General features: G+C 65.2%; 22 protein-coding genes. 6 read left to right on the top strand and 16 right to left on the bottom strand.

What is annotated here, in order from left to right; genetic code table 11:
- Nucleotides 1–14 precede the first annotated feature (14 nt).
- The 5 genes from Q1A36_RS07715 to Q1A36_RS07695 all read right to left on the bottom strand — a co-directional run bounded on the left by Q1A36_RS07715 (nt 15) and on the right by Q1A36_RS07695 (nt 2,783).
- A complete protein-coding gene (locus tag Q1A36_RS07715; RefSeq protein ID WP_299841664.1) occupies nt 15–464 on the bottom strand; it encodes an NUDIX hydrolase in 450 nt (149 codons plus the stop codon).
- Nucleotides 461–883, bottom strand: a complete 423-nt coding sequence (gene arfB, locus Q1A36_RS07710; RefSeq protein ID WP_299841662.1) for an alternative ribosome rescue aminoacyl-tRNA hydrolase ArfB — start codon at nt 881–883, stop codon at nt 461–463. Before arfB ends, Q1A36_RS07715 begins: the two co-directional genes overlap by 4 nt.
- 81 nt (nt 884–964) lie before the next feature.
- The gene (locus tag Q1A36_RS07705; protein WP_299841660.1) at nt 965–1,804 is read right to left on the bottom strand and encodes a carbon-nitrogen hydrolase family protein; all 840 of its coding nucleotides are present in this window, start codon (nt 1,802–1,804) and stop codon (nt 965–967) included.
- A complete protein-coding gene (locus Q1A36_RS07700) occupies nt 1,801–2,385 on the bottom strand; it encodes a GNAT family N-acetyltransferase (protein ID WP_299841658.1) in 585 nt (194 codons plus the stop codon). The genes Q1A36_RS07705 and Q1A36_RS07700 overlap by 4 nt, the downstream gene beginning before the upstream one ends.
- Nucleotides 2,382–2,783, bottom strand: a complete 402-nt coding sequence (locus tag Q1A36_RS07695) for a ketosteroid isomerase-related protein (protein ID WP_299841657.1) — start codon at nt 2,781–2,783, stop codon at nt 2,382–2,384. The genes Q1A36_RS07700 and Q1A36_RS07695 overlap by 4 nt, the downstream gene beginning before the upstream one ends.
- 145 nt (nt 2,784–2,928) lie before the next feature.
- Here Q1A36_RS07695 and Q1A36_RS07690 point away from each other — a divergent pair, with 145 nt between their 5' ends.
- Entirely contained in the window at nt 2,929–5,019 is a 2,091-nt protein-coding gene (locus Q1A36_RS07690; RefSeq protein WP_299841654.1) for an ATP-binding protein, read from the top strand.
- A gap of 80 nt (nt 5,020–5,099) precedes the next feature.
- Nucleotides 5,100–6,515, top strand: a complete 1,416-nt coding sequence (locus tag Q1A36_RS07685) for a phosphomannomutase (protein ID WP_299841652.1) — start codon at nt 5,100–5,102, stop codon at nt 6,513–6,515.
- On the opposite strand, the gene Q1A36_RS07680 is transcribed toward Q1A36_RS07685, so the two are convergent.
- The 8 genes from Q1A36_RS07680 to cysQ all read right to left on the bottom strand — a co-directional run bounded on the left by Q1A36_RS07680 (nt 6,482) and on the right by cysQ (nt 15,355).
- On the bottom strand, nt 6,482–7,879 hold the full coding sequence (locus tag Q1A36_RS07680) for a hypothetical protein (RefSeq protein WP_299841650.1): 1,398 nt from the start codon (nt 7,877–7,879) through the stop codon (nt 6,482–6,484). The two genes, Q1A36_RS07685 and Q1A36_RS07680, sit on opposite strands and share 34 nt — an antisense overlap.
- The gene (locus Q1A36_RS07675) at nt 7,876–9,564 is read right to left on the bottom strand and encodes a beta-1,6-N-acetylglucosaminyltransferase (RefSeq protein WP_299841648.1); all 1,689 of its coding nucleotides are present in this window, start codon (nt 9,562–9,564) and stop codon (nt 7,876–7,878) included. Before Q1A36_RS07675 ends, Q1A36_RS07680 begins: the two co-directional genes overlap by 4 nt.
- Nucleotides 9,561–10,520, bottom strand: coding sequence for a glycosyltransferase family 2 protein (locus Q1A36_RS07670; RefSeq protein ID WP_299842257.1), 960 nt, complete (start codon nt 10,518–10,520; stop codon nt 9,561–9,563). The genes Q1A36_RS07675 and Q1A36_RS07670 overlap by 4 nt, the downstream gene beginning before the upstream one ends.
- Before the next feature lie 128 nt (nt 10,521–10,648).
- Nucleotides 10,649–11,713, bottom strand: coding sequence for a glycosyltransferase family 2 protein (locus Q1A36_RS07665; RefSeq protein ID WP_299841646.1), 1,065 nt, complete (start codon nt 11,711–11,713; stop codon nt 10,649–10,651).
- Nucleotides 11,710–12,696 carry a UDP-glucose 4-epimerase GalE gene (galE, locus tag Q1A36_RS07660; RefSeq protein WP_299841644.1) on the bottom strand — a complete coding sequence of 329 codons (987 nt, stop codon included), beginning with the start codon at nt 12,694–12,696 and terminating at the stop codon, nt 11,710–11,712. Before galE ends, Q1A36_RS07665 begins: the two co-directional genes overlap by 4 nt.
- A gap of 3 nt (nt 12,697–12,699) precedes the next feature.
- Nucleotides 12,700–13,596 (bottom strand): UTP--glucose-1-phosphate uridylyltransferase, encoded by an 897-nt coding sequence (locus Q1A36_RS07655; protein WP_101753368.1) that lies wholly within the window; start codon nt 13,594–13,596, stop codon nt 12,700–12,702.
- Between the two features lie 157 nt (nt 13,597–13,753).
- A complete protein-coding gene (locus Q1A36_RS07650) occupies nt 13,754–14,554 on the bottom strand; it encodes a manno-octulosonate cytidylyltransferase (protein WP_299841641.1) in 801 nt (266 codons plus the stop codon).
- A 3-nt stretch (nt 14,555–14,557) separates the two neighbouring features.
- Nucleotides 14,558–15,355, bottom strand: a complete 798-nt coding sequence (gene cysQ / locus Q1A36_RS07645) for a 3'(2'),5'-bisphosphate nucleotidase CysQ (protein WP_299841639.1) — start codon at nt 15,353–15,355, stop codon at nt 14,558–14,560.
- A gap of 161 nt (nt 15,356–15,516) precedes the next feature.
- On the opposite strand from cysQ, the gene Q1A36_RS07640 reads away from it, so the two are divergent.
- Entirely contained in the window at nt 15,517–16,311 is a 795-nt protein-coding gene (locus Q1A36_RS07640; protein WP_299841637.1) for an ABC transporter permease, read from the top strand.
- Nucleotides 16,312–16,639: 328 nt separating this feature from the next.
- Nucleotides 16,640–16,858 (top strand): hypothetical protein, encoded by a 219-nt coding sequence (locus Q1A36_RS07635; RefSeq protein WP_299841635.1) that lies wholly within the window; start codon nt 16,640–16,642, stop codon nt 16,856–16,858.
- Nucleotides 16,859–16,943: 85 nt separating this feature from the next.
- Here the strand turns inward: Q1A36_RS07635 and Q1A36_RS07630 are convergent, their stop codons facing one another.
- On the bottom strand, nt 16,944–17,930 hold the full coding sequence (locus tag Q1A36_RS07630; protein ID WP_299841633.1) for an asparaginase: 987 nt from the start codon (nt 17,928–17,930) through the stop codon (nt 16,944–16,946).
- A gap of 174 nt (nt 17,931–18,104) precedes the next feature.
- Here Q1A36_RS07630 and Q1A36_RS07625 point away from each other — a divergent pair, with 174 nt between their 5' ends.
- Together Q1A36_RS07625 and rlmN are read left to right on the top strand one after the other, a co-directional pair.
- Complete coding sequence (locus Q1A36_RS07625; protein ID WP_101753374.1) at nt 18,105–18,602, top strand: invasion associated locus B family protein; 498 nt, start codon at nt 18,105–18,107, stop codon at nt 18,600–18,602.
- A gap of 134 nt (nt 18,603–18,736) precedes the next feature.
- The gene (gene rlmN, locus Q1A36_RS07620; protein ID WP_299841631.1) at nt 18,737–19,909 is read left to right on the top strand and encodes a 23S rRNA (adenine(2503)-C(2))-methyltransferase RlmN; all 1,173 of its coding nucleotides are present in this window, start codon (nt 18,737–18,739) and stop codon (nt 19,907–19,909) included.
- Nucleotides 19,910–19,931: 22 nt separating this feature from the next.
- On the opposite strand, the gene Q1A36_RS07615 is transcribed toward rlmN, so the two are convergent.
- Both Q1A36_RS07615 and Q1A36_RS07610 read right to left on the bottom strand, forming a co-directional pair.
- Nucleotides 19,932–20,864 carry a phosphatidylglycerol lysyltransferase domain-containing protein gene (locus tag Q1A36_RS07615; protein ID WP_299841629.1) on the bottom strand — a complete coding sequence of 311 codons (933 nt, stop codon included), beginning with the start codon at nt 20,862–20,864 and terminating at the stop codon, nt 19,932–19,934.
- A 20-nt stretch (nt 20,865–20,884) separates the two neighbouring features.
- Nucleotides 20,885–21,760, bottom strand: a complete 876-nt coding sequence (locus Q1A36_RS07610) for a hypothetical protein (protein WP_299841627.1) — start codon at nt 21,758–21,760, stop codon at nt 20,885–20,887.
- Nucleotides 21,761–22,112: the final 352 nt, after the last annotated feature.

Raw genomic sequence — 22,112 nt, 5'->3', positions numbered from 1 at the left:
TCGCGCGGGGCGAGTCATGCGGCCCGGGCCAGACCCTGCAGGATCTGCTTCAGCCCGGCCTCGTTCACCAGTTCGGCAGCCTGCCCGGGGGCGAACCATTCGCGGTGTCGTTCCTCGTATTCGGGATAGTCGTCGGCCAGCTCCAGAACCTCGACCGGGTACAGCGCAACCTCGACCGGCACGGCAAAACCCTTGTCCTGCCGCTTGTCATAGCGGAACCGGCCCAGCTCGGTCATGCCGACCTTGCCGCGCACCCCGGCCTCTTCCCAGGCCTCCTGCAGCGCGGCATGGGCAAGGCTGCGCCCCTCCATCGGCCAGCCCTTGGGGATGACCCATCGCCCGGTGTCTCGGCTGGTGATCAGCAGCATCTCGCCCGTGTCGGGCTTGCGGCAGATCGCGCCGACCTGCAGCGCCGGGGGACGGCGGCCAAGGATCATCCGCAGCGCGCGGCGCAGCATGGTCATTCCTCGGCCTCCACCCTGCCGCGCATCGACTTCACCTCGCCGCGCACCGCCTTGGCCTTCAGCCGCCGCTTCTGGCTGCCAAGCGTGGGTCGCGTGGCGATGCGGCGCTTGGGCGTCTCGGTCGCGCGGCGGATCAGATCGGCCAGACGTTCGCGCGCCAGTTCGCGGTTGCGCGCCTGGCTGCGGGTTTCCTGCGACAGGATCACCAGCGCGCCGTCATTGGTCCAGCGCCGACCGGCCAGCCGCTCGAGCCGGCTCTTCACCGGATCGGGCAGGTTCGGAGAGCGCGCGGCCTCGAATCGCAGCTCGACCGCAGTTTCCACCTTGTTCACGTTCTGCCCGCCCGGTCCCTGCGACCGGGTGAATTGTTCTGTCAGCTCCCATTCCTCGATGGAGATGTTGTCGGTTACATGAAGCATGGCCACAAGATATGGCCGGTTCCTGTCCCATTCAAAGCGAGAAAGATTAAGCTGGCGTAAATTTGTGCAGAAAACTTTCCGCTATTCGCTTTCCGGCCAATGCGCGACGGGCAGCACCGCGCCGTTCCGTCGGCCTTCCGCCACGCGCGACAGGTCGATCTCGGCCACGACCCAGCCCGGCTGATCCATCGCGCCCTCGGCGATGATGCCGCTTTCCGGCCAGAACCCGTCCGGCGGGCCATAGATCGCCGCGCGACCACGGTTCTCGTCGATGGCAGGGTTCCAGTCGCAGAGACCGACGGTGGGCGCCTGCACCACCACGCATTGCCCCTCGAGCGCGCGGGCCATGGCGCCGATACGCACCCGGTTGAAGCCCGCGACGGTATCGGTGCAACTGGGCACCAGCAGCAGTTCCGCCCCGGCCTCGACCAGCCGCCGGCCCAGCAGCGGGAATTCGCTGTCATAGCAGATCAGGATGCCGATGCGCCCGATCGCGGTGTCAAAGACCTGCAGGCCGGGGCCGCCGGTCACATGCCAGTCCTCGCGCTCGAACCGGGTCATGACCTGCTTGTCCTGATGCCCGATCCGGCCATCGGGACCGTAGAGCACCGCGCGATTCACCGGGCGCGCAGCGGCGAAATGCGGACCCGAGGCGGCGAGGATGTGGCAGTTGAACCGCCGCGCCAGTCGCGTGTGCAGATCCGCCACCGCCTCGGCATGGCGCGCGACCTCGTGGAGCGAGCTTTCCAGCGCGCCCGCGACCTCGCGCCCGCCAAGACTGGCCAGTTCCATCGCCCCATATTCGGGAAAGACCAGCAAATCGGCACCATCGGCCGCCTCGACCCAACGCGTCAGCTTGGCCTCGTAATCGGCAAAGCTGTCGAACCAGTCGAAGGGATAGGCGGCGGCGGCGATCTTCATAGGGCGCGCATCCAGAATTGCAGCGGCTTCTCGGTCACTTCCGACTGGCCACGATCCTTCCACGAGAAATGCGCCACCACGCCGGGCAGCGGGGCATAGCCGCGTTTCTGCCAGAACTCGTTCAAGGGCCGGTAATCGGCGGGACGGTAGGGATGGTCCTCGGGCCGGATCACGCTGCAGAAGGCGCTGTAGCGCGCGCCTAGGCTGCGGGCATGGGCCTCGCGCGCGTCGAAGAAGGCATGGCCCAGCCCATGCCCGCGATATTCGGGCAGCAGCACCGATTCGGCGCAATAGAAAATCTGATCCAGCGACTCGGGCCGGTCGCGGAAGGCCAGGGCGAAATGCGCCGCATGATCCCGCATCGGCGCCCCGGTCGAGGCACCGACGATCCGTCCCTGATCCTCGGCCACCACCACCACCGCGCCGGGCGACTGGTAGGCCTTCAGATAGTCGCGTTCGTAACCAAGATCGCCGTCGTAGAGATAGGGCCAGTCACGAAAGACAGCGATGCGCAGCCGCGCCACATCCTCGAGCGCGTCGGTCAGCGCCGCTCCGGTCAGGACGCGGGCGGCGATGCTCATGCGCTGACCTGCCGGGTCCAGTCGGCGAGGTTGTAATAGGTGGTGACGCGGGCGATCTTGTCGTCGCGCAGGGTGAAGAACGACCCGGCGGGCAGGCGATAGGTCTGGCCGCGCGCTGGCGGCAGGCCCTCGTCGGTTTTCAGATAGGTGCCGTTCACGATGAACTCTGCCGCCGCCCGGTCGCCCGATTCATTGGCGAAGACCACCAGATCGGTCAGGTTCTCGCGATAGCTTTCGGTCATATGGGCGTTGAACTCCGCAAACAGCGCCTTGCCGCGGCGGATCTGGCCCTCGTTCACGTGATGCTCGACCTCGTCATGCAGCAGCGCCAGCATGTCATCGGTGCGGCCCTCGTTGAAGGCGGTGAAATAGCTTTGGATCAGGGTTTTCGCGTCCATCGGAACCTCAATTTGCCGTTGACCGGGTCTAGCCTGCAGGGGGGCGGAAGTCACCTCACCCCTTGGGACCAGAGCCTCGGTTAACCGGCTGTTCATGCGGCTGCGCTAGAAGGTCATCGGTCAGGCGCGGAAATCGGGGGGCTCGTTGCGCGGAGAGTCGGAGACAGGCGAGGATGGGGACGAGGATGAGGTCGCGGCACTGCAGGCCGCGCTGAGGGATTGTGTCCTCGCGCTGCGGCAGGAACAGCCGGCCATGCCCGACCTGCAGGGCCTGCCGCCCGCCTCCGCCTGGTTGATCCAGCGGCTCGTTGACGAGATTGCCGCCAGCCAGCGGCGTCTGCAGGGCTTCCGCGAGGCGGTCGATACCATCCGTGACGGCTTCGCGATCTTCGACCCGGACCTTGCGCTGAGCTTCAGCAACCGGTCGTTCCGCAGTTTCTTCGAGCCGGTGATTTCCTGCGATCCCGGTGTGAACCTTCTGCATCTGGTGAAAGAGGCCGCACGGCAGCACCTGATCGAGCTTGATGCCAGGACCATCGAGGTCTGGCGCGAGCAGATCGACCGGGATGACGGGCGCGCCTCGGTCGCAGCCATTGCCGATGGTCGCAAGTATCGCTGGTATGCCAAGCGCGACAGCCACGGCAACCTGATCTACCTGGCCAGCAATGTCACGGTCGAGATCGATCGCCAGCAGGCGCTGGCGGCGGCGCAGAAGGCGGCCGAACAGGCGGCCGAGGCCAAGACCAAGTTCCTGACCCATATGAGCCACGAGCTGCGCACGCCGATGAACGGCATCCTCGGGATGGCCGAACTGCTCTGCGACAGCGATCTGGCCGGCGAGTGCAAGGTCTTCGCCGAAACCATCCGCAGTTCGGCCGAGGCGCTGTTGCACCTGATCAACGATGTTCTGGAATTCACCCGTGGTGAGCATCACGGCGTTCAGATCACTCACAGCGTCTTCGATCTGGAATGGCTCGCGGCCGAGGTAGTGACCTTGCTGCATCCCAATGCGGCGGCCAAGGGGTTGCGGCTCTCGATGTCCTATGACCCGCTGACACCGGCCAGTTTTCACGGCGACGCCGGGCGCATCCGGCAGATCATGCTGAACCTGCTCGGCAATGGCATCAAGTATACGCCCGAGGGCGCGGTGCAGCTGCGCATACTGCAGCAGCGCAGTCAGGTCGTGCTGACCGTCGAGGATAGCGGGCCGGGCATCCCCGAGGACAAGGTCGACTCCATCTTCGAAAAGTTCAGCCAGTTGGGCGAGCCGGCCATCGCCGAGCGCAATGGCAGCGGGCTGGGTCTGGCCATCACCGCGCAGCTTGTGCAGGCGATGGATGGTCAGCTGTGGCAGACGAACCTGCCCGATGGCGGGTCTTGCTTCGGTGTCAGCCTGCCCTTGCCGCCCGCAACCAAGCTGCCGCGACGCGTTCCGGGCGACATTCCCGGGGGCAAGCTGCTGGTCATGATCCAGCCCGACCCGGGTACCCGCCGACGGCTGCACCGCACGCTTGGCGCGGCTGGGCTGAGGGCGCGGATCGTGGCCGATGCAGCGGCGGCGGTGGAATCGATCCGCCGCTATGGTCGGGCGCGCTGGATCCTGATCTATGACGACAATCCAGAGGAGCCTCCGGCTCTGGCGATGGAGCGGCTGGAGGTCCTTGGCCGGGCGGTCGAGTTCTGGCTGGTGGTCGGCGCGCTTCGTCCCTCGATCGACCCCGGCCGCTTCTCCAAGATCCTGCGTCTGCCCTTCACCCGGCAGGCGGTCGGCGTCGAGATCCGCGAGGCGCTGGCCAGCGAGTTGCAGGCCATGCCCGGACCGATGCGCCGGATGCGGGTGCTGATCGCCGATGACAATGCCACCAACCGGCTGATCATCGAAAAGATGCTGCGCGACTGCAACATCGACCTGGTCAGCGCGCAGGACGGTAAGGAAACCGTCGACCTGTGGAGCCGGCATCGACCCGACCTGATCCTGATGGACATCTCGATGCCGGTCATGGACGGGCGCGAGGCCAGCCGCACCATCCGCGAGATCGAGGCGCGCGAACATCTGCCCCGGACCAGCATCGTCGCGGTCACTGCCGACGCGGTGCGGCAGGACGGCAATGGCGTGGCCGAATTCGGCATCAACGAGGTCGTGGTCAAGCCGATCCGCCGCAGCGTCCTCTTGTCGCTGATCCGCCGTTTTCGCCCCGACCTGGTCCTGCCGCCGATCCCCGATCACCTGATCTGACCGGCAGCGACGGCGCTTGCATTCTCAGCCTGAAGCGTTAGCTCGGTCAGGCAGGAAAGCGGAACAGGAAGGGCGCGGAAATGGATCAGGCTCAGCCGCAGGGCTATCGCGAGATTACCTGTTTCAAGGCCTACGACCTGCGTGGCCGGCTGGGCGTCGATCTGGATGCCGATATCGCCTGGCGCGTCGGTCGCGCCTTTGCCCAAAGCCGCAAGGCCCGCCGGGTGGTGGTCGGGCGCGACAGCCGCGCCTCGTCGCCCGAACTGGCGGCGGCGCTGATCCGGGGTCTGACCGAGGGCGGGGCCGATGTGCTGGATCTGGGTCTTGCCGGCACCGAAGAGGTCTATTTCGCCACCGGCCAGTCCGGCGCCGATGGCGGGATCGAGGTCACGGCCTCGCACAACCCCATCGACTATAACGGCATGAAGCTGGTCGGGCCCGGTTCCGCGCCGCTGGACCCGGGAACCGAATTGCCGGCGCTGGCGGCGCTGGCGCGGTCGGGCGATTTCAGCGCCCCGGAGCGGCAAGGCGAGGTGCTGGACGGCCGCGCGCTGCGCGCAGACTATGCCCGCGCCGTGGTCGATTTCATCGATGTCGCGGCGCTGCGACCGATGACCATTCTCGTCAATGCCGGCAATGGCACCGCTGGCCCGACCTTCGATGCGATTGCCGCCGAACTGGCCGCGCGCGGCGCGCCGCTGACGTTTGTGCGCGTGAACCATCAGGTCGACCCGGGCTTTCCGAACGGCATCCCGAACCCGCTTCTGCCCGAGAACCAGCCGATGACGGCCGAGGCGGTGCGGGCGGCGGGCGCCGATCTGGGCGTGGCCTGGGATGGCGATTTCGACCGCTGCTTCTTCTTCGACGCCGAGGGCGGGTTCATCCCCGGCGAGTATATCGTCGGCCTCTTGGCGGCGGCCTTTCTGGAGAAGGCGCCGGGCGAGAAGATCGTCCATGACCCGCGCGTGGTCCTGAACACCCGCGCCGTCATCGCCGGGGCCGGCGGGCGTGCGGTGCAGTCCAAGACCGGCCATGCCTTCATCAAGCAGACCATGCGCGAAGAAGGCGCGATCTATGGCGGCGAGATGTCGGCGCATCACTATTTCCGCGACTTCTTCTTCTGCGACAGCGGCATGATCCCCTGGCTTCTGGTGGTCGAGCTGCTGTCGCGCAAGGGCGTTTCGCTGACGGATCTGCTGGCCGAGCGGATGCGGATGTTCCCGTCCTCGGGCGAGGTGAACTTCGTCCTCGACGATCCGGCGGCGGCGATCGACCGGGTGATCGCGGAATTTGGCCCCAAGGCCCTGAAGCGCGAGGATCAGGACGGGCTGTCGCTGGAATTTCACGACTGGCGCTTCAACCTGCGCCGCTCGAATACCGAGCCGCTGGTCCGGCTGAACGTCGAAGCCATGGGCAATCCGGCGCTGGTCCGGCACCGGCAGGCCGAGATCGCGGCGCTGCTTCAGGCCGGATCGTCGAAGCCGAAGGACACGTAATCGCGCAGATAGGCCGCCTTGGCGGCCTTCTGCAGTGACGGATCGGCAAGGAAATCGGGGAAGCTCTCGGCTGCAGGCAGACCAGCCTTTCTGGGGTTTAGTCCCACCGAAGCCGCAAGCCAGCCGATCTCCTCGGCCAGCCGATCTTCGCGCAGCAGCAGGTCTGGCGTGGCGAAGCGGGCAAAACCGGCCAGCACCTCGGTCTGGCTGGCCCAGCCCGGATGGGTGCTGAGCGTGGTCTGGCCGTTCAGGTTGCGCCTGAGGAAGTTCAGGAAATCCGCAAACAGCGCCGCCGACTGGTCGGCGCCCATGTCAGCCAACGCCGCTTCCTCGGGCAGCGGCACGCGATGCAGATCGCGCATCAACTGCCGCAGCTCGGCATTCTCGCCCTCGACCAACGCGCGGAAGGCGGTCCAGGCCCGGCGCAGCGGGTGGCGCAGCACGGTAAAGCTGCGATGGCCGGGATGGGCGCGCTTCCACTGGCGCAGGCTGTTCTGGGTGAAGTCGCCGGTCGTCGGGCCAAGCCCGGCCAGCCAGTCGCGCAGCATATTGGTTGGTCCGCCCCGCACCGGCATGAAGACCAGCCCCGCCCCGGCATCGGCGGCGACGAAGGAGGGGACGGCGGGGCCACGGCGCGGCTCGAAGGTCGGGATGCGCGACAGGCCGAACGGGTCCATCGCCGCCAGCGCCGCCTGCATCTCGTCGACATTTTCGACCTTCTCGGCCATCTCGCGCGGGTTCTGCGGCACCTGGTCGTTCGCCGGCATGACCTTGTCCAGATCGTCGCGGCCCAGCCAGTGCATCATCCCGGTCATCACCTCGGCATTGCGCAGGTCGTCATAGGTCAGCCAGAAGGCAGTCTGGCCCGTGACCTGCAAGCCGCGTTGGACCCGGGCGAGGAAGTCCTCGATCTCGCCCAGCATCCGGCGGAACTCGTCACCGGAAAAGTCGATCTTCGCGGGAATCGGCGTCTCGGTCTGGTTCAGCTTCCATTGGTTCGTTTCCCAGGCCAGCCGGGTCGAGACATAGCTGTCGAGCGGGTTGCGGGTCAGGATGATCTTGGCGCAGCTGCGCTCGGCCATGATCGCGTCGAAGACGCGCGGATCGTGGTCGTGGAAATAGCGGAAACCGGGCAGGTGGCCGGGCTTGTCCATCAGCAGCGCCAGAAGCTTCAGCGGATCGGCCTCGCGCTCGGCCATGGTCAGGCCGCGCAGCTTGTCGACATCGGGCCAGCCGAGCATATAGGGGTTGAAGGCTTCGCCAAAGCAGGTGACGCCCTTGACCGCGTTCATCGTCGCCTCGAGCAGGTTCGAGCCGGTGCGCATCTCGGCGAAGATGACAAAGCTGCGGAAATCCTGGCTCATGGTGTCGGTCCTTCCTCGGTCGAGGCATCGGTCGGCGGGAAAGACCCGGTCAATGCCGGACGCAGCCCGGCATTGCGCAGGCGCTGCAGGAAATCACCGAGGCCCGACAGGTCGGGGATCGGCGGCAGGGGGCGCTGCGACCGCGATATGACGGGGTCGACCTGCCCCAGTGCCTCGGCAAGAATGGCCTCGGGGCGGGCGACGAAATCGGCCAGATCCCAGGTCTGCACCTGCGCGCGCGTAGAGGGTGAAGTGAGGATGGCTGTCTGTTCGATCTCGGCGCGCTGCAGCAGCGCGGCGGTCCGCCGGACCTCGACCAGCGGCAGGGCGGCGCGGAACAGCGGGACGACCCAGGCGCCGGTGAGGACCGACAGCCGGGCATTGGCATCGCCGGCGATGAACCAGTTCGGACCGGGATCATCCCCCGGCCCGTGTTGGAAGACCTGCATCCGGCTGCCCGAGCGGATCAGCGAGGCAAGAAACGCCTCGGGGTGGTAATCCCGCAGCGTCGGGTTGCTGGACAGGGCACCGGGGCCGACATCTGGACGACCGGCGAATTCGGCGCGGTCGGGATGGAACAGATGCCCGTGCACATCGGCATCGAGTTGGCCGGCAAGCCAGTCCTCGAAACCGGGGATCACCGCGTCGAAGCCCTGGAACAGGGCATAGGGCGCCGCCGTCCGCTGGTTTTCGCTGCCCTTGTTGGGAAAGCGCCCCTGCGACCGCAGACCGGGACGCCCCCGCGCCCGCCGCTCGGCAGCCTGTGCGAACAGCTGATCGATGCCGCGCGGGTCGGGATGCCGGCCGGAGGTCCCCGCCGCCGAGGCCTTCGGGAAATGGTCCATCAGCCCCGTGGCTCCGGGCCAGACCTTGCGGGCGACGAAGGCACCGGATGCTTCCAGCAACTGCCTGTGGTCGTCGTAAAGCAGGTAGGGTTTGCCCTTCAGGTCAAAGCGCGCCAGCGTCAGCGAGCGGCTTTCGATCTCGGGCGAGTGCTTCCGTGCCAGCGTCTGGAAATAGCCCTCGTCGGGGATCCACGCGAGGCGGAAGAAGCGGTCATGAGCGGCCCGGTCCGGATCGGACAGGATCGCGTCCAGCGTGTGGCGGGTCAGGCACCACCATTGCGAGCCGAGATGCGGCACCAGCCCGGCGGGCAGCCGACGCTGAATTCCAAGCCAGCGCTGCAGATCCAGAAAGCGGTCGAACCGCCAGCGCTGATGCCGCCAGTCGAAGGGGAAATAGCGGGTAAAGCGTTCCTCGTTCAGCCCACCCATGGCCCACAAGGCATCCTCGACGGCGACGCTTTCGATATGGTCGCGCCCCGGATGGCAGCGCAGATAGTCGGTCAGTTCCGCCACTGGCCTCAGCGGCAGGCAGGAACCGGAAGCAAGGTAGACATGGCTGACCGCTGGCTGCTGGTCCAGCAGCTGCCGGCTGGCCTCCTGCGTCGCCTGCACCAGATCGAACCGGCCCCAGTTGCAGGCGCGGCGTGGCGAGAACTGGACTAGCGGCTGGTCCTTCAGGGCCTGCACCATCGCCTCATGATCGCAGGCGGCGACCCGCGCATCGACATGGACCACGACCGGCGCGCCGCCCTCGGCCCAGATCCGCGCCATCCGGGCCGCCAAGTCCAGTCGGTCATGACACAGAAGCACGACCCCCAGCTGCACCTCTGCCGCGCTCATGCCCAGTTCCCCGGCGAGATCAGCCCCATGTCGACCAGCTGCCGCCAATCGGTGAACTGGCGCGATTCCTCGCACCAGAGACTCGAGCTTTCGCCAAGCCGGGCGTGATAGGCGCGGTATTCCTTGCTGCCGGCATAGTGCTGGCGGCGGTCCAGCTCTTCGGCGGATTTCTGGGTCAGGCTCGACAGGAACTTGGCATGCAGCAGGCAGCCCGAGGCCATCTCGCCGCCATCCTGCGCATAGACCATGTTCAACCCGCGCGGCAGAAGCGTGTGGGTCGAGCTGACATAGGCCTGGCGCCAGTGCCATTTCACCAGCGGGATCTTGTTCAGCGCCGGGCTGTTTTTGGGGCTGTCGGCAAAGAAGCAGCGGGCGCGCGGGCCGCCCTGAATCCAGAGATTGCCGTAATAGCTGTTCTTGCGGATAGTGTAATTGGCCGGATCGAACCAGTTGGCCAGGTCCAGCGGGTCCTGACCCTCGGCGCAGATGGCGTGTTCGATCGGGCCCCGCGGATAGGTGTCCAGCAGCATCGCCGGAAAGCTGCGTGCGCCGCTGGCATCGAGCCAATCGGTCAGGGCGCGCAGCGGGCGGGTATCGTGATGGGGGTAGATCAGGAATTCATCGGGATCGACGGTCAGGCACCAATGGCCGCTGCCGTAGCGGCGCAGGAGATCGTTGATCCAGTCCATGCCGAAGCGCGAGGCCTTGTAGCTGTCGCTGGTCCGCCAGACCGAGACATCGGGCTGAAGGGCCAGATAGTCGGCGCTGCCATCCTGGCTGTCATTGTCGACCATCAGGAAATGACCGACGCCCATGCGGCGGTAATAGTCGAGAAAATACGGCAGGCGCGGGCGTTCGTTCCGCAGCGTGGTGAAGACAAGGATATCGGCTGGGGCGATCTGGCGGCTGCGATCCTCCAGTGCCCGCAGCCGCCGGCCACGGCGCAGCGCGCGCATCAGCGCATATTGCCGCTCGCCCCGGCGCTTGAGGCGGTCGTATGTGGTTCGGAAAGCACTGCTCACGGGCGAGGGGGCCATTTGCCGATGGTTCTTTTGCCGATCCATAGCATCATTCAACCGCCGGTTCAGTTACTTTCGCCGCCCTGCGACGATCCGGCCGTCCAGCCGCCATCCGCCATCAGTCCCAGATCGACCAGTTGCTGCCAGCCGGTCAGCCGGACCGAGGCCGGATGCCACAGATCGGGCGCAAGGCTCAGCGCGTCGTAATAGGCGTCATAACTCGCCGCCTCGCTGAAATGCTGGCCCCGTCGCTTTTCCTCAGCGGCGCGGGCGGCTGCGCCGGGCATGAATTTCGTGTGCAGCAGAACGCCCGACAGCCGCGGATCGCCCGGCCCGTCATAGAAGGTGTTCAGGTCGCGTGGCAGGATGGCATGGGTCGAGTTCGAATAGGCATAGTGCCGTTGCCAGCGGATCAGCGGCAGCTTGTTCAGCGTCGGCGCCTTCTCGGGTCGGTCGGCAAAGAACATCCGGTCGCGCGGCCCGCCCTGCACCCATCGGTTCCATTTCGGATGCTGGATCTGCGTGCGATAGGGGCCGGGGTCGAACCAGTCGAGCCCGGCCAACGGATTATCGGTCGCGGCCTGATCCACCGACCCCTTGGGATAGAGGTCCAGCATCAGCGCGCCCATCGCGGGCTGGCCGATCCGGTCGAGATGCGCGGTCAGCACGGACAGACCCCGGTCCTGCCAATGCGGATAGATCAGCAACTCGTCGGCATCGACGGTCAGGCACCAGTGCTCCTTGCCGTAACGCGCCAGCAGCCAGTTCGACCAGTCGAGGCCAAAGCGGCTGTCGCGATAGGAGGCCCGGGTGGTCCAGACCGAGACATCGGGCTGATCAGCCAGCATCTCGGCGCTGCCATCATCGCTGTCATGCACCACGATCAGGAAATGGCTGACGCCAAGGCTGCGGTAGTGGCGAAGAAAGCCGGGCAGGCGGATCGCCTCGTTGCGCAGGGTGGCGACACAGAGGATGTCACCCGGCGCGATCTCGGCAGTGCGGTCGGCCAGCCGGGTCAGTGCCCGCCGCGCGCGGAAGGCCCGCCACAGATAGTCCCGCCGTTTCCACCGCAACCGATAGGCCCACCACAGGTCCTTGTGGCGCGGTAGCGGTGTCGGGCTGCGGCTCACTTCTGGTAGTCGCCCACCTGATGCCAGCGCCAGGCATCCCCGATCATCTGGTCCAGCGTCGAGCGTTCGGGCCGCCAGCCGAGCGTGTCGATGGCGCGCTGGCTGCCCGAGACGAGGCTCACCGCATCGCCGGCACGACGCGGCCCTTCGCGCAGGGGAATCTCGCGGCCGGTGATCTCGGCCGAACGGGCCATGACCTCGCGCACGGTAAAGCCTGCGCCGCTGCCAAGGCAGAACACCGCGCTGCCCTTGCCGGCCTCGAGCCAGCGAAGGCCCAGCACATGGGCGTCAACGAGATCCATCACATGAACATAGTCGCGCAGGCAGGTGCCGTCGCGGGTCGGATAATCGGTGCCGTTGACGGTCAGCGCCTCGCGCTTGCCGGTGGCGGCATCCAGAACCAGCGGGATCAGATGGGTTTCGGGGCGGTGGAACTCGCCGATCTCGGCCTCGGGGTCGGCACCGGCGACGTTGAAATAGCGGAAGATCACCGTCTCCAGCCCGTCCGAGGCCCCGAAATCGTTCAGGATTTGCTCGATCGCCAGCTTGCTGCCGCCATAGGCGTTCAGCGGCCGCTGCACCGTCGTCTCGTCCAGCAGCACCCCGTCATGATCGCCATAGGTGGCGCAGGTCGACGAAAAGACAAGCCGCTTGCACCCGGCGGCCAGTGCGGCCTGAACCAGATTAAGCGCGCCGGTGACATTCTCGCGCCAGTAGCGGCCGGGATCGGTCATCGACTCGCCGACCTGGCTCAGCGCGGCGAAATGCATCACCGCCACCGGGCGATACTGGGCAAAGGCCTGTGCCAGCGCGTCGGGATCCATCAGGTCGCCCTGGACGAAGGGGCCGAACTTCACCGCGTCGCGCCAGCCGGTGCCGAGATTGTCGAAGGTGACCGGCACATAGCCTGCCGCCCGCAACTGCTTGCAGGCGTGCGAGCCGATATAGCCCGCGCCGCCCGTCACCAGGACATGATCGGTCATCGCTTACTCGGCCGCGCGCCGCATCGAGACGACATCGGTCAGGAATTCGGCCAGCTCGTCCTTCAGTTCGTCGCGGGCGAGGCCAAAGGCCACCGTCGCCTGCAGGAAACCGGCCTTCGAGCCGCAGTCGAAACGCTGACCACGGAAGCGCAGGCCGTAGACGCCCCGCCCTTCGGCGATCTCGTCGGCGATGGCATCGGTCAGCTGGATCTCGCCGCCCGAACCCTGCTTCAGCTTGTTCAGGTTCTGCATCACCGTCGGCGCAAGGATATAGCGGCCGATCACGGCGAGGTTCGAGGGTGCGGTGCCGGGTGCCGGCTTTTCAACCATGCCCTTGGCCTTGACGATGGCGCCCATGTCCTCGGCAATATCGAGCACGCCATAGGCTGACGCCTTCTCGGGCGCGACCTCCATGGTGGCGACCATGCTGCCGCCGGTCTCGCGATAGGCCTCGATCATCTGCTGCAGGCAGGGCGGTTCCCCCATGATGACGTCATCGGTCAGGATGACCGCGAAGGGTTCGTCCTCGGACAAGAGCCGCCGGGCGCACCAGACCGCGTGGCCAAGGCCAAGCGCCTTGTGCTGGCGGATATAGGCGATGGCGCCGGATTCCATGTTGGTGGCGCGCAAGGTTTCCAGAAGCTCGGTCTTGCCGGATTTCTTCAGGCTCGCTTCCAGCTCGTGCGCGTGGTCGAAGTAATCCTCCAGCGCGCCCTTGCCGCGCGAGGTGACGAAGATGAATTCCTTGATCCCGGCCGCCCGCGCCTCGTCGATCGCGTATTGGATCAGCGGCCGGTCGACCAGGGTCATGATCTCTTTCGGGATGCTCTTGGTTGCCGGAAGGAACCGGGTGCCCAGACCCGCCACCGGAAAGATCGCCTTGGTAACCTTGCGGCTCATCACATGTCTCCTGCCAATCGCTGCCAACAGCCGTCAGCCTGCCCGCGTCGCGCGGCGACCTTATCTTATATCGACCCAATGGCATCAATACACCAAGGGGTTACTGCTTAATGCAATGCGTTTGCGGCGTTATACTGTAGTCTCGATACGGTCTTGCCTAGTCGATGCCCATGCGGGCCATCATTGCCTCGAGCTTGGCAACGTCCTCGGGGTTGTTCAGTTCCCAGAATTCACGGCCCTGCGATTCGACCCTGACACACTGTACCCGCCGCCCCTGTTCCAGAAAGCGCAGCTGCTCCAGCCCTTCCAGCTTTTCCAGCTTGCCCTCGGGCCAGGTGGCATAGGCCGCCAGCGCATCGGGGCGATAGGCATAGACGCCGACATGGTGATGAACCGGGGTTTCCTCGTCATCGGCAAAGGGGCCGGCGGCGAAGGGAACGACTTCCTTGGTAAAATAGAGCGCGTGCATGTCGGGGCCAAAGACCGCCGTGGTGCCACCGACCCGTCCGGCGCGGCGATCGGCGATCAGGTCGGCGCGCATCCGGCCGTCGCAGTTCAGCACCGGGGTCGCCAGATCGGCCTCGGGCGCGGCGCGCAGGCCCCGCACCAGGTCCTCGATGAACCAGGCCGGGGTCAGCGGCGCGTCGCCCTGCAGGTTCACCACGATCTCGGGCGAGATGCCCAGGTTGGCGATCGCCTCGGCGCAGCGCTCGGTGCCGTTGCGACATGTGGTCGCGGTCATCACCACCTCGGCGCCGAAGCCCAGGGCATGATCGCGGATTCGCTCGTCATCAGTGGCGACCACCACCCGGTCGATGCCCGGCACCGCCATGGCCGCATCCCAGCTGCGTCGGATCAGTGTCCGGGCCTGACCGCCCGCGCCCTTCAGCGGCACCAGCGGCTTGCCCGGATAGCGGGTCGAGGCGTGGCGGGCGGGGATGATGATGACCACGGACATGTCTCAGTCCTTGACCAGCAGCACGCCCGGGGCGAAGGCGATGAAGAAGGGGTTTTCGAAGGCCGGCTTGCCATAGGTCAGCGGCGTATGGTCATCGAAACGCACCACCTCGCCACCGGCACCGCGCAGCACCGCATCGCCGGCTGCCGTGTCCCATTCCATCGTCCGGCCAAGCCGGGGGTAGAGATCGGCCTCGCCCGTCGCAACCAAGCAAAACTTCAGCGACGATCCCGCGCTGGTCATGTCGCGCACGCCGTACCGGGCGATATAGTCATCGGTCGCCGCATCGCGGTGCGATTTCGACGCCACCACCATCAGCCCGCGATTGTCGGGCATCGGGTTCACCCCGATCGGATGGGTCTCGCCCGGCGTCTCGCCGAAGGGCCCCATCTCCTCGACCGAGCGGCCGTCAGCCGTGGTATAGAAAAGCCGCCCCTTGGCCGGGGCATAGACCACGCCACGCAGCGGCACGCCGTTCTCGACATAGGCGATGTTGACGGTGAAATCGCCGCGACGCTGGACGAATTCCTTGGTGCCGTCCAGCGGGTCGACGATCAGGAAACTGGTCGCCGCCACCTCGTGCGTTGCGGCCTGTTCCTCGGTCACCAGCGCGATGTCGGGAAAGGCCGCGCGCAGCCCCGCCGAGATCAGCGCGTCTGCGGCCTCGTCCGCCTCGGTGACGGGCGAGGCGTCGGACTTGGAACGCACCTCGAAATCCTCGGCGTCATAGATGTCCATGATCTTCGCGCCTGCCGCCAGCGCAAGCCGGCGCATCTCGGCTGACAATCGGTCGAATTCCATAAAGTCCTGCCTTTTCTGCCAGGGCGACCACAGCCGCCGCTGATTGAATCTTCACCTTTCCCCACTTATGATCGCGCGACCGGGGATGAGCAAGCGCCCCCGGCGCATTGGCCTTAGCCCGGGTTTACTCGCCGTTGTTCGTTCAGCACCGCAACCGGAACATGCTCGAGGCGGCGTATAACACGCTGCTGCTGATCTATTTCCAGATCGTCTACAACCTGCGCAAGGAACACACCAATCCGCTGATCGGGCTGCTGCTGACCATCATCCAATCCTCGCTGATGGTGGTGGCGTTCTTCCTGCTCTACTACGTCATCGGCGTGCGGACCTCGCCCATCAGGGGCGATTTCATGGTCTTCATCATGACCGGCATCTTTGTCTTCGTCACCCATGTCCAAGGCACGTCGGCTGTGTCGAGTTCGGGTGCGCTGACCTCGGGGATGACCAAACACGGACCGATGAGTTCGGCGGTCATGATCGCCGGTGCCGCCGTTGCGGTGCTCTACAAGCAGATCCTCAGTTGTATCGTGATCCTGTGGGTCTATCATGCTGCGGTCACGCCCGTCGTCGTCAATGACTGGGTCGCCTGCCTCGCGCTGCTGGTGCTGGCGTGGCTGTCGGGTTGCGCGGTGGGTCTGGTTTTCCTGTCGATCCGGCCCTGGGCGCCCAAGGCGGCAGGGCTGCTGACCAGTATCTATTCGCGGCTGAACATGATCGCCTCGGGCAAGATGTTCGTCGCCAATACCCTGCCCAACTTCATGCTGCCCTATTTCGAGTGGAACCCGCTTTTCCACATCATCGACCAGATGCGCGGCTTCGCCTTCATCAACTATGTGCCGCACAAGACCAATCTGGAATACCCGATCTATTTCACCATCGCGGTGACGATGATCGGTCTGATGGCAGAATTCACCACGCGCAACAGCGTCTCGGCCAGCTGGAGTGCTGGCAAGTAGCCAGGCAATTCGCGCAGGCGAGTTGGCCTGATGTGGAGCGCGAACGCATGGTGGTTGAATTGCATGGAAGAAGGCCATCCAATTGACCTGTGTCAGGCTTTCACATCGTCTCTGACTATCTGACCCGTAGAAAAGGACAGGTTTTGAAAGTTCGAGATAATTTTCCTTTTACACCAGTGGCATGGCGTTGTTGACTGTGCGAACTCCGGAATCGCGGCGGCACTTCTGTCGATAGGCTGCCTGCCGTGCTTGTCCGGGACATAGCCCTGGCCCCTCTGGGCCGCCATGAAGGACCGTAAGGATGCCTGTTAAGCCTGTGTCGATCGCCTTGACGAGTCTGTTTCTTGCCGCCTGTTCGCTTGATCCGCGTGACTACGAGACGACGCCGGTTGTCGTCCAGACCGAGGCGGGTCCGGTGACCTGCCAGCTTTATACCCATGAGCAGGTGATCTGGGACCGTGCCATCAGCCGGCCCAACAGTATGGATGTCAAGACTGCGGACAATATCTGCCTTCAGGAAGGCCAGCGCGAAAAAGCCGGCGGCTGAGCCGCGTGGTCTTCAGCACCGCAAAATCCGACCGCGCGCGCCGAGGCTAGGGGACCTGGTCTGAGATCGTCGGTTGTGACGCATCTCAGACCGGAAAACCCTTGGCCCGCCGCAACTGGCCGGTGACGATGCCGCGCCAGTTCTTCTGGTCGCCGGTCAGATAGGTCTCGACCACCGGATGATCCGCGTCGAGCACACCCAGATGCACCAAGAGGGCGGTGATCGCCGCTTCGCTGGCCCGGGTGCCGCCGTCGAGGATTTTCAGCGCCACGCCCAGTTTCTTCTCGGGAATGATGGCGACAAAGACCGCCTCGGCCCCGGTCTTGACCGCAACGCGGCCCTGCATCGCCCGCATCAGCGCGGTGCAGGCGCGGCCCTCGCCGGCCACGAGTTCGGGAAAGGCGCACATCGCCTGAACCAGCGAGGCCATCGCCTCGCCCCTCGCCCCGCCGCCGGGGGCGGCAAAGGCCGCCATGGCGCGGGCAAGCCCGGTGATCGTGCCGGCATGGTTCGGGGCCGAGCATCCATCGATGCCGAAACCGGGGCTGGTCTCGCCCGTCACCTCTTCGAAGGCGGCCTTGCAGGCCAGCTGCACCGGATGATCAAGCTCGACATATTCCGAATTGCCGCCGAGATGCTGGTTCAGCGTCAGAAAACCCGCGTGCTTGCCCGAGCAGTTGTTGTGCAATTGGCAGGGGCTGGCGCCGGCGCAGGTCAGCCGCGCCGCCTCGATCCGGTCGCCCGGCATATGCGAGCCGCAGCGCAGGTCACGCTCGGACAGCCCGCGGGTTTTCAACCAGCTGTCCACCCGTTCGACATGGATGGCGGCGCCGTTATGGCTGGCGCAGGACAGGGCCAGCTGTTCGGGGCGCAGCCCGGCCGCCGCAGCCGCACCGCTTTCCAGAAGCGGCAGGGCCTGGATCATCTTGCAGGACGAGCGGGGAAAGATCACCGCCCCGGGATCGCCCCAGGCCTCGACCACGCCCGAGGGGTCGCAGATCACCGCATGGCCGCGATGCACGCTTTCCAGCATCCCGCCGCGCCACAACTCGATCAGATCAACAGCCGACATTCCAAATTTCCCCTGACAATTGCGCGATTTCCCGCCAATGGGCCTTTTTCGCGCCCTCGATCTTGGGCTATCCTGCCGGCAGTCGGTTGAAAACACCATCGCAATCGGAAACAACGCCGGCAAACAGGCGATTTGGCAGGAGGCCAGAGCATGAAACCATTTACGCTGCGCGGCATGTTGGCCATTGCAGTAGCTGCGGGCGGCCTGACCGCCGCGCAGGCGCAGGAATCCAACAACGTCGTGGCGACCGAGGGCGACTGGACCGTCTTCGCCGCCGACAGCCCCAAGGAATGCTGGGCGGTGTCGCCGCCGAAGTCGACGGTCAACACCCGCGACGGCCAGGCAGTCGAGGTGACGCGCAGCGACATCCGGCTGTATATTGCCTATCGCCCGGGGCAGGACGGCGAGGTCTCGTTCACCGGCGGTTATCCCTTCGCGCCCGACTCGACCGTCGAGGTGGATATCGGCGGGCAGAAGTTCAACCTGTTCACCGAGGGCGAAAGCGCCTGGACCGGCAGCCCGTCGGAAGACGGCAAGCTGATCGGCGCGCTGCGCGCGGGCTCCTCGGCGACGATCACCGGCCGCTCGTCGCGCGGCACCCAGACGCAGGACACGTTCAGCCTGTCGGGCATCACCGCCGCGACCAATACGGCGAAGGAACGCTGCAAGTAACCAGTGGTCCGGGGGCGCCGCCCCCGTCGCCTTTCGGTGACTCCGCCGGGTTATTTCTGCACGGATGAAAGGGTCGGTTGAATTGCCGGCCCTTTTCCCTTATCTGCAGCTCTTTCCTCATTGCCGGTAACCCCATGTCCGCCCCTATCACGCAGGATGTCCTGACCATTCCCCGCAAGCTGCCCGAGGGCGGTCGCACGAATATCGTGGGCCTGACCCGCGACCAGCTGCGCGAGGCGCTGATCGCCGCCGGCACGCCGGAAAAGCAGGCGAAGATGCGGGTGGGGCAGGTCTGGCAGTGGACCTATCACTGGGGCGTCCGCGATTTCGCGCTGATGACCAACCTGGCCAAGGATTACCGCGCGCTGTTGGCCGAAAAGTTCGAGATCGCGCTGCCCGAGGTGGTGACTCGGCAGGTCAGCGCCGACGGCACCCGCAAGTATTTGCTGCGCATCGCCGGCGGCCATGAGGTTGAGGCGGTCTATATCCCGGAAGAGAATCGCGGCACGCTGTGCGTGTCGTCGCAGGTCGGCTGCACGCTGACCTGCTCCTTCTGCCATACCGGCACGCAGAAGCTGGTGCGCAACCTGACCCCGGGCGAGATCGTCGGCCAGCTGATGGTGGCGCGCGACGACCTGGAAGAATGGCCGGTTCAGGGCGGGCCCAAGGACGAGACCCGGCTGATCAGCAATGTCGTGCTGATGGGTATGGGCGAGCCCTTGTATAATTTCGAGGGCGTGCGCGACGCGATGAAGGTGGTGATGGATAACGAGGGGCTGAGCCTCTCGCGCCGCCGGATCACGCTGTCGACCAGCGGCGTCGTGCCCGAGATCGCCCGCACCGCCGAGGAAATCGGCTGCCTGCTGGCCGTCAGCTTCCACGCCACCACCGACGAGGTGCGCGACAAGCTGGTGCCGATCAATAAGCGCTGGAACATCGCCACGCTGCTGGATGCGCTGCGGGACTATCCGCGCCTGTCGAACAGCGAGCGGATTACCATTGAATATGTGATGCTGGACGGGGTGAATGACAGCGACGCCGACGCAAGGCGGCTGGTCAAGCTGATCCAGGGCATTCCCGCCAAGATCAACCTGATCCCCTTCAACGAATGGCCCGGCGCGCCCTACAAGCGCTCGAGCTGGGAACGGATCGAGGCCTTTGCCGACATCGTCCACAAGGCCGGCTATGCCAGCCCGATCCGCACGCCACGCGGCGAGGATATCATGGCCGCCTGCGGCCAGCTGAAATCCGCGACCGAGCGCGGGCGGAAGTCGAAGGCGCAGATCGCGGCGGAAGCGGCGGGTTAAGGCGGGTCGCCTTTTGAGTTCGTCACCCGCGCGCCGCGTTGAACAGTGAATGCATCGCGACCGGGCGAAAACTGCGCTTCATTTGCGCCATACCGGGACGCTTGCTGTCGCAAAAGTCGTTGAACAATGGCGTCGAGCCCGCATCGCCAGCGATGAACCGTTGGCGTTGCAGATAGGCCAGACCCGGCTGCGCGTGGTCCGAGACGGTGATGAACATGCTGGACATCTGCGCGTTGATCGGGCCGCCAAAGGTGAAGGCCGCGACAGCGCCATCTACGCGAATGACCTCTCCTCGAAGGACCTCCGGGCTGATATCGGCGCACGCGAGGCAGAGTCGGGTATAGGCGCGATAGGGGCCGATGCTGATGCCACGCCGCTTCAGACCGAGCTGCCACGCTTCCAGTAGCGCCTCGCATTCAGGGCGGTCGGTCTGGCGATAGGGGCGGGCGGTCAGGTCTGTGGATCGATAGCGCCCGATCTTCCGCCGCAGGCTGGCATAGGGGCTGCCGCTCATCCGGGTGACGTCTTCGGCGTCATAGATGTACTCGTCGGTGTTGAAACGCAGGCTGAAGCCCTCGCGTGCGACCTGCCAGGCCGCGGCGTCGGGGACGCGCAGGATGCGTTGGCGGCGATCGGCATTCACCGCCTCCATCCTCGCCCCGGCGTGATCCAGCGCCGCGGCGTCGAAGGGGAAGGGAGGCACCAGCAGGGACAGGCGAACCCCGTCCGGTTTCCGCGACAGCCGGTAGACCAGGATCGCGCGGCCCGCGGTCTCGAAGACAAGCCGGTCGCCCCCGGTCAACTGGCTGAAGAGCAGCAGATAGGGGAAGAAATAGGACCAGCCTGAAATGCCCGATGCGGCGACGGCATCGCGAAACATCTGGCAATCCGAGGGCTGGATTGTCGAGAGTCCCTCAAGGGCGTCATCCGCGAAGGATGCCTGTGCATGATCCATAACGATGTCCTTGCGAAGGTTCAGGAGGAAACAGCCCGGTAGATGGGTGCCTTGTCGAACGGACGAAAGGCGTCCTTCAGAGCATTCAGGCCCGACCGGCCGGCACCACTACCGTGATTGAAATAGGCGAGCTCAGGCCATTCCAAAAGCTGATCATGGCGGATCAGATAGGCAAGCCCGCGAATATCGGTATCCGATATACCCACAAAAAGATTCCCACATTCGCGGGTAATCGGACCGGCGAAGGTGAAGCCGCGAATTTCGCCGGCGATCTCGCAGACCCGGCCCCGGATCGCCTGACGCGGCCAATGGGCGGCATGGCGCAGGCAATTCCTCGTCAATCGATCGCCTTCGAGTGGTAGGCCGGCCTGCTTCAGCCGGTCACGCCAGCGCCCGAGGACGGCAAGGCAACCGGCTTCGTCCTCGGGACGATAGTCACGGCATTGGAGACCGGGCTGGGATGATGTCTTGCCGATCTCGCGCCGAATGCGGCTGAATTCAGGACCTTCAAGCGCCCGGACCTTGTCGCCGTCCATGAGCGATTCCTCTTCACGCGCCCGCAGAATAAAGCCCGCACGCGCCACCTCGGGCATTTCGGATCGTTCTACATATCTGATGCGCACACGCTTGCGGCGATTCGCGTCCCGGACCTGTTGCATTGCATGCTGCAGCGTTTCAGGGGTGCAAGGCATTGGAGTTGTGTAAAGCTCCAGCTCGGTGCCGTTCGTGCGCTGGCTTTGCCGATACAGGATGACGGAACCCGCGTGATATTCTTCGGTGATTTCAACGTCCGACCGCAACTGAGACAGCGCCATATACGCCGGATAGAGATACCAACAATTGCGCTGGTGCTTCTGGTATATTTGACTGAACCGTTCATGGTCTTCAATGTTCATTGTAAATGCAGACCTGTTTCTCGACAATATACTTGGAACAAGCATACTGATCGTGACGCTGAATTCCAGAGACAGGAAGGATATTAATTAACCATGAACATTCTAGTTTGATTTACCGGCGGGCGCTATCGATGTCGCGCCGCATAGGCGGACTAGTGTTCTGAGTCTGACGCCTCTTACCTGTTGCCCCTGATTTCATCGAGGGCGTTGAGGGCGCGGCGTTCGCGGGCGAGGATGTCATCGGCGTTTTTGCTCCAGACGAAGGGCTTGGGCTTGGCGTTGTGCTGGAGCAGGTAGTCGTAGATTGCACCCTCCAGATCATCGACGCTGGAGTAGCTCCCTCGTCGGATGC

Source organism: uncultured Paracoccus sp., assembly GCF_947487305.1.
In the GTDB taxonomy this organism is placed as follows: Bacteria; Pseudomonadota; Alphaproteobacteria; order Rhodobacterales; family Rhodobacteraceae; genus Paracoccus.
Note: the sequence above shows the minus strand (reverse complement) of the source record. Positions and strands in the feature narration are given on the sequence as shown.

Excerpts from the sequence above, each read along its gene's own strand:
- Q1A36_RS07680 (WP_299841650.1), bottom strand. The coding sequence starts at position 7,879 with ATGAGCCAGGATTTCCGCAGCTTTGTCATCTTCGCCGAGATGCGCACC.
- Q1A36_RS07655 (WP_101753368.1), bottom strand. The coding sequence starts at position 13,596 with ATGAGCCGCAAGGTTACCAAGGCGATCTTTCCGGTGGCGGGTCTGGGC.
- Q1A36_RS07715 (WP_299841664.1), bottom strand. The coding sequence starts at position 464 with ATGACCATGCTGCGCCGCGCGCTGCGGATGATCCTTGGCCGCCGTCCC.
- galE (WP_299841644.1), bottom strand. The coding sequence starts at position 12,696 with ATGACCGATCATGTCCTGGTGACGGGCGGCGCGGGCTATATCGGCTCG.
- Q1A36_RS07630 (WP_299841633.1), bottom strand. The coding sequence starts at position 17,930 with ATGTCGGCTGTTGATCTGATCGAGTTGTGGCGCGGCGGGATGCTGGAA.
- Q1A36_RS07670 (WP_299842257.1), bottom strand. The coding sequence starts at position 10,520 with ATGCGCGCGCTGCGCCGTGGCCGGCGGCTGCGGGCACTGGAGGATCGC.
- Q1A36_RS07640 (WP_299841637.1), top strand. The coding sequence starts at position 15,517 with ATGCTCGAGGCGGCGTATAACACGCTGCTGCTGATCTATTTCCAGATC.
- Q1A36_RS07675 (WP_299841648.1), bottom strand. The coding sequence starts at position 9,564 with ATGAGCGCGGCAGAGGTGCAGCTGGGGGTCGTGCTTCTGTGTCATGAC.
- Q1A36_RS07615 (WP_299841629.1), bottom strand. The coding sequence starts at position 20,864 with ATGGATCATGCACAGGCATCCTTCGCGGATGACGCCCTTGAGGGACTC.
- arfB (WP_299841662.1), bottom strand. The coding sequence starts at position 883 with ATGCTTCATGTAACCGACAACATCTCCATCGAGGAATGGGAGCTGACA.
- rlmN (WP_299841631.1), top strand. The coding sequence starts at position 18,737 with ATGTCCGCCCCTATCACGCAGGATGTCCTGACCATTCCCCGCAAGCTG.
- Q1A36_RS07695 (WP_299841657.1), bottom strand. The coding sequence starts at position 2,783 with ATGGACGCGAAAACCCTGATCCAAAGCTATTTCACCGCCTTCAACGAG.
- Q1A36_RS07625 (WP_101753374.1), top strand. The coding sequence starts at position 18,105 with ATGTTGGCCATTGCAGTAGCTGCGGGCGGCCTGACCGCCGCGCAGGCG.
- Q1A36_RS07685 (WP_299841652.1), top strand. The coding sequence starts at position 5,100 with ATGGATCAGGCTCAGCCGCAGGGCTATCGCGAGATTACCTGTTTCAAG.
- cysQ (WP_299841639.1), bottom strand. The coding sequence starts at position 15,355 with ATGGAATTCGACCGATTGTCAGCCGAGATGCGCCGGCTTGCGCTGGCG.
- Q1A36_RS07650 (WP_299841641.1), bottom strand. The coding sequence starts at position 14,554 with ATGTCCGTGGTCATCATCATCCCCGCCCGCCACGCCTCGACCCGCTAT.
- Q1A36_RS07700 (WP_299841658.1), bottom strand. The coding sequence starts at position 2,385 with ATGAGCATCGCCGCCCGCGTCCTGACCGGAGCGGCGCTGACCGACGCG.
- Q1A36_RS07705 (WP_299841660.1), bottom strand. The coding sequence starts at position 1,804 with ATGAAGATCGCCGCCGCCGCCTATCCCTTCGACTGGTTCGACAGCTTT.
- Q1A36_RS07610 (WP_299841627.1), bottom strand. The coding sequence starts at position 21,760 with ATGAACATTGAAGACCATGAACGGTTCAGTCAAATATACCAGAAGCAC.